Here is a 7,696-nt window from a genome sequence, read left to right on the forward strand (position 1 = left end):
CAGGGCGCCACCCCGGCGCGGGGCGTCACGGAGGACAGCATGCCGAACACACCGAACGACACGGCCACCGCACTGCCTGGCCGCCCACCCATCGTCGACATGGCCACCTGGCAGCACGCCCGTGACGAGCTGCTGGCGCGCGAGAAGGCCCACACCCACGAGGGCGACGCCATCGCCGCGGCCCGCAGGCGGCTGCCGATGGTGGAGTTCGACGGGACGGCGCAGGTCGTCGGACCCGGGGGACCGGTCCCCTTCCTCGACCTGTTCCAGGGGCGCGACGAGCTCGTGGTCTACAAGCACATGTGGCACGACGGGGCACCGCACCAGGGGCAGTGCGAGGGCTGCACCATCACCGCATGGCACGTGCGGGACGCCGTCTACCTCAACGCCCGGGGCGTCTCGTTCGCGGTCCTGACCACCGGCGCGTGGGACGAAGTGGCTGCCTACGTCGAGTTCATGGGCTACACCCAGCCCTGGTACTCGGTGCGCGAGGCTGACGCGCCGATCGGCGGCCCCATGGGCTGCCTCACCTGCTTCCTGCGCGACGGCGACCGCACCTTCCTCACGTACTCCACGACCGGCCGTGGAGTCGAGCGTGCCAGTGGGTCCTTCGCCCTGCTCGACATGGCGCCCTACGGTCGCGGCGAGGCGTGGGAGGACAACCCGGAGGGCCGGCCCGAGGGACAGAACCCGTGCTGGTACTGGCGCTCGGACGCCGAAGGTAACGCCACGTGGGCCCCGACCAGCAGGCCCGTACCGCAGTGGACCCGCCCCGGCGCGGCCCCCGTCCACACCCTCGGCCGGCGGGGGCCCCACAGCTGAAGGGCCCCGGCGGCCGTGGGACCGTTCGAGACGGCAGACCCGGCGGCCGTGGGTCCGAGACGGCAGGCGCCGGCGGCCATGAGGCCCGTCCGGCGGACGACGGGCACGGCGAGCCATACAGGCTGCTGCTCAGCAATTCGCCCCACGGTGCGCGGCGGGCGCGCTGCTTCACCCGGCCGCCGACTCCGCACTCTCCCGCCGGGAGCGCGGCGCCGGGCTGAACGCGGAAGGAGCCCGGTTCTTCCGACGTGGGAAGAACCGGGCTCCTTCTGCTTGGGGGTGGTCTCAGCCTTGGGTCGAGACCGCCGGTCCTCTAGCGACGGTGGTGATGGCCGTGGTGGTGGTGTCCGTGGTGGTGGTGATGGCCCCAGCCGTGGTGATGGTGGTGGCCCCAGCTCTCGGCGCCCTGGTGATGTTCCGCAGCAGACGCCCGCGTTGCCGGCGCGGGAGCCGCTACGGCAGTACCGGCGAGAGCGGTGGCGGCGGTGAAGCCCGCCAGGCACACGGTGGCCAAAGCCATTCGAACGCGCATGGTCATTGTCTCCCTCAGAAGATCAGCAGGACGGACCCTGCCCGGCATCCATTAGCCTCCCGGGGGAGCCACCTCACAATGCCCGTCGCCCGCATTCACCCGTTCGGTCCTCCGGCCGCGCCGATGGCGAGCGATCGTGTTCCTCCACCTGTTCGGCGGCCGTATGCACACTCCACTGGAAACCTCCTTCTCGCACCGCGTGACGGGCCCCCGGCACGCGCTGTGCTCAAGGCGCTGGGTCGCGGAACCCCTCTACGGGTGTCGTGGTGATGTGACATGGAGGGTCACCCCGACCGACGGCAGTGCGTACGGTGTGTCCGTGCCGAAGTCGAGCCGGGCCCGGTAGTCGCCCGGACCGGTCGTCAGGTTCCCGTCCAGGGTGACGGTCACGGTGGTGCTCGCCCCCGGCCTCAGGGTGAGGCGGTGCGTGCTCTCCTTCAGCCAGGGGACGTCGGAGGCCGGGTCGACCGCGAAGCCTGGCAGGTTCTCGACCACGGAAGTGACGGCCAGTCCACCGGTCCCGCCGCCGACCTTGTAGAAGCCGAGAGCACCGCCGCCGCGGTACGTGGCCGTGGAGGCGTTGGGCAGAGCGGTCCACGTGCCCTTGCCCGGGTCGTAGGCGAAGCTCTGGTTGCTCAGGACGTCGTTGTTCACGCCGCCCGAGACGACCAGCAGACCGTTCGCCGCCGCGTACGCCGAGCCCCACAGCGGAACGGGCATGTCCGCGAGTCGCGTCCAGGTGTCGGACGCCGGGTCGTAGACATATGTGTGGGCGATGTTTCCTGCGTTGGTCGCGCCGCCGGCGCAGTAGAGCTTGCCGTCGACGGACGCGCAGGAGGCCCAGGAGACGGGCTCGGGGTAGTCGGCGGCCTGGCTCCAGGTGTCGCTCGCCGGGTCGTACACGGTGACGTCGGAGACGCCGCAGTCCACGTCGCAGCCGCCGACCAGGTAGAGCTTGCCGTCGAGCACGGCGGAGCCGGAACCCGCGTGGGGCCGCGGGTCGGGGGCGCCGGTCGACCACGTGTCGGTGCTGCTGTCGTACACCTCCAGCTTCGGGTCAGGGTTCAGCTCGGGGCCGGACCAGCCGCCGGCGACGTAGAGCTTGTCGCCGATGAAGCCGTGGCCCGGCGCCTCGCGGGCGTCGGTGGCGTCGGTGAGTTGCTTCCACGTGTCGGCGCCCGGGTCGAGGACGTACAACTCGTTGCTGTCACCTGTGCCGTTGATGGAGATCCCGGGATCGCCGAAGCCGGAGTAGAGCTTGCCCCGATGGCTGTCGGCGATGTTGTCCATGGTGGCCGTCGGCAGACCGGGCGCGCTCTGCCAGGTGTTGACCGGGGTCGGCGCCGCGTGCCCTGCCGGTGTCGAGCCCGCGTGTGCCGCGGCGGGCACGCGGCCGAGCGGGTAGGCGCCCTTGACACGTCGCAGGGGCGCGCCCCTGGCGGCGTCGGGGAGCGAGGAGTCGGCCTGCTCCCCCAGTGTCAAGGTGCCCTTCGCCGTTCCGGTGTTGGTGATCTTCAGCTTCTTCGTGAGGTGCTTGCCGGACGCCGTGGTGGCGTCGAGGGCGCCGGGTGCCAGGGTGAACCGGCCGGCCTTCAGGGAGTACGTGGCTGGGGTGGTGTGATCCGCCCGTACGGTCAACGCCTTCGACTGGTCGGTGTAGTTGCTCTTGGCCGCGGTGAGGGTGTGCCTGCCGGGCCCCGGGGTGAACAGCGAGAAGTACCCGTCGTCCAGTGTCGGGTCGTCGGGGGTGGCCACCGTCTGGGTGTGTACGGCGGGGTCGCTGCCGTCGGTGACGGTGGCGGCCGTCGCGGGCAGACCGGTGTTGGCGTCCTTCACGGTGCCGACGACCAGGCCGCCGGGGGTGGGGGTGAAGTCGCGCTGGCCGACGAAGACGTCGTCGACGCCCCAGTACCAGGCGCCCGTTGACGCGTAGTGGAACCGCAGCTGCACGGAGGGGTCGTTCGCGTAGGCGGTCAGGGGCACGACCACCGGGGTGGGGCCGGCGTAGTACTCGCTGTCGTCGGGGGACCAGACCGTCGACCAGGTGGCCCCGCCGTCGTCGGAGGCCTGTACGCCGAGGTGCATCCGCGCCGGGTTGTAGGTGTACATCATGTCGAAGGCGAGCTCGGGGCTGGTCTTGCCCGTGAAGTCGTACACGGGGCTGATCAGTTCGGAGTCCTGGCTCGCGTCCCAGCCGTAATAGGTGCTGTCCACGATGGCGAACGCGCCCTTGCCGCCAGTGCTGTTGCCCTCACCGGCCGGGTCGTCGAACTCCCATCCGCCCACGGTCCCGGGGGCTTTGGTGACCGTCCAGCCGGAGGGCGGGGCAGTGGTGGAGTCGAAGGTCTCGGTCTTTCCGCTCAGGTGTACGGCGTAGCCCGGGGCGGTGGCGGCCCATGGATCGGCGGTCAGCCGGAGGTCGGCGGTGAGCGCCCTCGTACCGACGTGGATCTTCTTGGTCAGGGCGCGGTATCCGGGCGCCACGGCCGCCACGTCGAGGGTGAAGTCGGCGTCGCGCGGCAGGGTCACTTTGTAGGCACCGGTGGCGGGGTCGGTCCACACCGCGTTGGGGTCGCCTGCGACACCGATCCTGGCGTAGAGCGGCCAGCCGTGGCCGGAACCGTCGGTGACCCTGCCCGAGACGGTCTCGCTCGGCACCCGGGTGACGGCGATGTTCCGGGTGACGGAGGCGCCGTCGGCGATCGCGACGTTCTTCAGGGTGCGGGTGGCATATCCGAAGGCGGTGGCGGTGACGTCGTGGCTGCCGGCCGGCAGGGCCAGGGTGTAGTGGCCTTCGGCGTCGGTGTGGGCGGCGTCGGTTCCGGAGGAGAGCGTGGCACCGGCGACGGGTTTGCCCGTGGTGCGGTCTCTGAGCGTTCCGGACAGCCGGCCGTGCGGACCGGTGCGGAAGGACTCCAGGCCGTTCGGGGTGCCGAGGCCGGTGGGACCGTCGTAGCCGTCGGCGGCACGGCACAGGTAGGTGGGGTCGCAACTGCCGTTGCTGCCGGAGGTGACGTCGTTGAGTCCGGCTCGGTCGGCGTACGGGTAGGCGTTGGGGTACGTGCCCGCGACGGGGGTGGCCGCGTCCGCGTACACCGACGCGATGATCGGCGCCGACGCGCTGGTGCCGCCGTAGACCGACCAGCCGGTGTTGCCGTAGGTCTGGTAGACGGCGACGCCCGTGGCCGGGTCCGCGACCGCGGAGACGTCGGCGACGGCACGGTGGGCGCAGCCGGTGTCCTGCTGGAAGGCCGGTTTGGGCTCGTAGAGGGAGCATCCGGAGCCCGCGTCCGCCCAGGCCGCCTCGGACCAGCCGCGTGCGCTGTCGCCGTCGCGGCTCAGCAAGGTGCCGCCGACCGAGGTGACGTACGGGGAGGCCGCCGGGTACGCGACACCGTAGGCGTAATCGCCCGTGGAGGCGACGACCGCGACGCCCGCGTGGTTGTAGTGGGCGTCGAGTGAGGTCGTCTCCGACGGGTCCTCACCACTGCCGGGGCCGCCGCGGTAGTCGGTGCCGTAGGAGTTGGAGACGTACTTGGCGCCGTGTGCCACCGCGGTGTCGACGGCGGCGCCGAGATTGTCACCGCTCGGGTCGTCACCCTCGACGAGGAGGATGTGTGCGTGGGGAGCCGCCGCGGAGACCATGTCGAGGTCGAGGGATATCTCTCCCGCCCAGTCGGTGCTCGGCTGCGGGTAGTCGGTGCCGCCGCGCTGGTCGACCTTGGTGAAGCAGCCGTCGGCGGAGGTGCACGCCGGCAGCCCGAACTGCTCGCGGTAGAGGGCGAGATCGGCTTCCGCCGTGGGGTCGTCGTAGGCGTCGACGATCGCTACGGTCTGGCCCGCGCCCCCGTCCGCGGGGAGGTTGTAGGCGCTCTGGAGGTCGGCGGGGCCGTACCCGGCGGGTGCGGCGGTGGCGCGCAGACCGCGGGCCGCGGGCACGTCGGTGCGGCGCAGCGCGAAGCAGGCGAACTGGCCCGGTTCCGGCGTATCGCACACGGGTTTGTACGATGCCTCGCCGCTGCCGCTCGCGGATGCCGCAGGCACCTGGTTCGCGGATGCCAGGGGCGCCTGATGCGCGGATGCCGCCGGTGCCTGTAAACCCATCGCCGTGAGCACGGCCACGCCGAGCAGCGCCAGCGCGCCCGGCCCCTTTCGGCCCGTCAAGGGGCCCGAACTTCTCTGTCTGCGCACCAACTGCTCCTGTGAGTACTCGTCGGAAGGCAGGACCGCACGCCACGAAGACATCGGGCATACGCGCGAATGGTGAAGGTTGTGACCGATCCATGTCAATGGGGCGAGGGAGATTCCCGGACAACCGGGCCGGGCGCGCGAGGAGTCCCCACGCGGCGAGGCCTCGCAGCCCGCGCGGTCACCGTCCCGGCGGTATCGCGCGGGCTCCGCGGCTGTCGGGGCGGCCCTGGGCCTGTTCGCGCAGTCACGCCGGGGGGGGGGGGGGCCGGGGGGGGGGGGGGGGGGCGGCGGGGGGGGGCGCCCGCGCCCCCCCCCCCCCCCCCCGCCGGGGGGCCGCGGACAGCAGCCCGGCCGCGCGCCGGGCGCGCCCCCCCCGGGGTCCCCCCCGCGGGGGGTTGGGGGGGGGGGGGGGGGGGGGGGGGGGGGGCGGGGGGGGTGGGCCCCCCCCCCCCCCCCCAACCCCCCCCCCCGGGGGGGGGGGGGGCCCCCGCGGTCGGAAGCAGGCCACTCCCCCGCCGCCGCACGGGGGCGCCGACCCGAATTCACGCGACCGGCCGGACCTCGTACGCTCCACGGCCACGACGTGACCCGTGGCCCCCGCCACCATCCCCGTCCCGTCCGAGCACGGCGACGAGCGCGCCCGGCCCGCGCGCCTCGCGTGCCACTCCCCTGCCCCGGCCGGCAGCCCGTTCACGGCGCGTTCACCCCGACACCAAGGCACTGTGTCCGGGCGCGGACCGCATCCTCGGGGCGAATGACACCACTGCGCGTCCGAGTGGCTACGCAGCGGAGTATGCGCTGCTGGGAGAGGTAGGAGCAGGTGGGGCGGCGCTCCCCGTCAGTCGCGCTCCGCCGCTTCTACGAGGTTGGTCAGGAGCATGGCCCGGGTCATCGGGCCGACGCCGCCGACCGGCGGGGACATGGTTCCCGCGACCTGGGCCACATCGGGGTGGACGTCGCCCAGAACGCCCTCCACGGTCCGGGTCAGGCCCACAGAAAGCACGGTGGCCCCAGGCTTGATCCAGTCCGGCCTGACCAGATGGGCCACCCCGGCCGCGGCCACCACCACATCGGCGACCCGGGTGTGTGCCGCGACGTCCTGTGTGGCCTCGTGGCACAGCGTGACGGTGGCGTGCTCGGTGCTGCGTGTCAGCATCAGGCCGAGCGGCCGGCCCACGGTGATTCCGCAGCCGATCACGCAGAACTGCCGCCCGGTGATCGGGACTTGGTTGCGGCGCAGCAGATCGATGATGCCGCGCGGGGTGCACGGGAGTGCGGCCGGAATGCCCAGCACCAGCCGCCCGAGGTTGGCGGGGTGGAGCCCGTCGGCGTCCTTCGCAGGGTCGATGAGTTCGAGCACGGCGTGCGTGTCGATGTGGGCGGGCAGTGGCAGCTGGACGATGAAGCCGGTGCACGCCGGGTCTTCGTTCAGCCGTACAACGGCCGCCTCGACGTCCTCCTGCGAGGCCGACTCCGGCAGCTCGACGCGGATCGAGGCGATCCCGACCTGGGCGCAGTCGCGGTGCTTGCCACGGACGTAGGTGGAGCTGGCGGGGTCGTCACCCACGAGGATCGTGCCGAGACCCGGAGCTGTCCCGCGACGCTTCAGGGCCTCGACGCGACCGGCCAGTTCGCTCTTGATCTCGGCTGCTGCGGCCTTGCCGTCCAGAAGAGTCGCGGTGGTCATGGTCGGAATACCTCACATGTCTCTGGGATCTCAGGGCAATACGACAGTCTGGCACCCGGTCCGGGCCGCCCACCCTGCGCGAGCGGCCGGGCAGGGGCGCCACAGGGGCACCGTTGGCTGCTGACGGCCGCGGATCGACGTTCGCCCCACGATCACTCAGCCATCCTTCCCGCCGAAAAGTAGACCTAGTAAATATATCGCCTTTCGGAGCCTCCCGGTCGGCCCTGGGGGCCCAGGGGAAGCGGCGAACGGCATGCCTGCCCAGTGACCGCCGCCCCGGCGGCCCAGGTCGCCTCGGAAAACTGCCGCGTTCCGGGCCTACGACGGTGCTGACCGGTGCCACGGAGGCCCCCCGCCGGGCCCCCCGCCGGGGGGCGGGGGGCGCCCCCCCCGCCCCCGCCCCCCGGGGGGGCCCCCGCCCCCCCGGGGGCCCCCCCCGGCCCCCCCCCCGCCCCCCCCGCCCA

The 7,696-nt window shown here is 72.7% G+C and carries 4 protein-coding genes; 1 reads left to right on the top strand and 3 read right to left on the bottom strand.

Translation table 11 applies throughout. The features are described 5' to 3' along the window. Window positions 1–39: 39 nt before the first annotated feature. Window positions 40–822, top strand: coding sequence for a DUF899 family protein (locus tag LCE31_RS10380; RefSeq protein WP_225013879.1), 783 nt, complete (start codon window positions 40–42; stop codon window positions 820–822). 313 nt (window positions 823–1,135) lie between these two features. Here LCE31_RS10380 and LCE31_RS10385 read toward each other — a convergent pair whose 3' ends face one another. The 3 genes from LCE31_RS10385 to LCE31_RS10395 form a co-directional block, all read right to left on the bottom strand. After that, window positions 1,136–1,342 carry a hypothetical protein gene (locus LCE31_RS10385; protein ID WP_225013880.1) on the bottom strand — a complete coding sequence of 69 codons (207 nt, stop codon included), beginning with the start codon at window positions 1,340–1,342 and terminating at the stop codon, window positions 1,136–1,138. A 264-nt stretch (window positions 1,343–1,606) separates the two neighbouring features. Further along, complete coding sequence (locus tag LCE31_RS10390; protein WP_225013881.1) at window positions 1,607–5,518, bottom strand: Kelch repeat-containing protein; 3,912 nt, start codon at window positions 5,516–5,518, stop codon at window positions 1,607–1,609. 865 nt (window positions 5,519–6,383) lie between these two features. Further along, entirely contained in the window at window positions 6,384–7,232 is an 849-nt protein-coding gene (locus LCE31_RS10395; protein WP_225013882.1) for a bifunctional methylenetetrahydrofolate dehydrogenase/methenyltetrahydrofolate cyclohydrolase, read from the bottom strand. Between the last annotated feature and the right edge of the window lie 464 nt (window positions 7,233–7,696).

This window comes from Streptomyces sp. 8L, assembly GCF_020176795.1.
Lineage (GTDB): Bacteria > Actinomycetota > Actinomycetes > Streptomycetales > Streptomycetaceae > Streptomyces.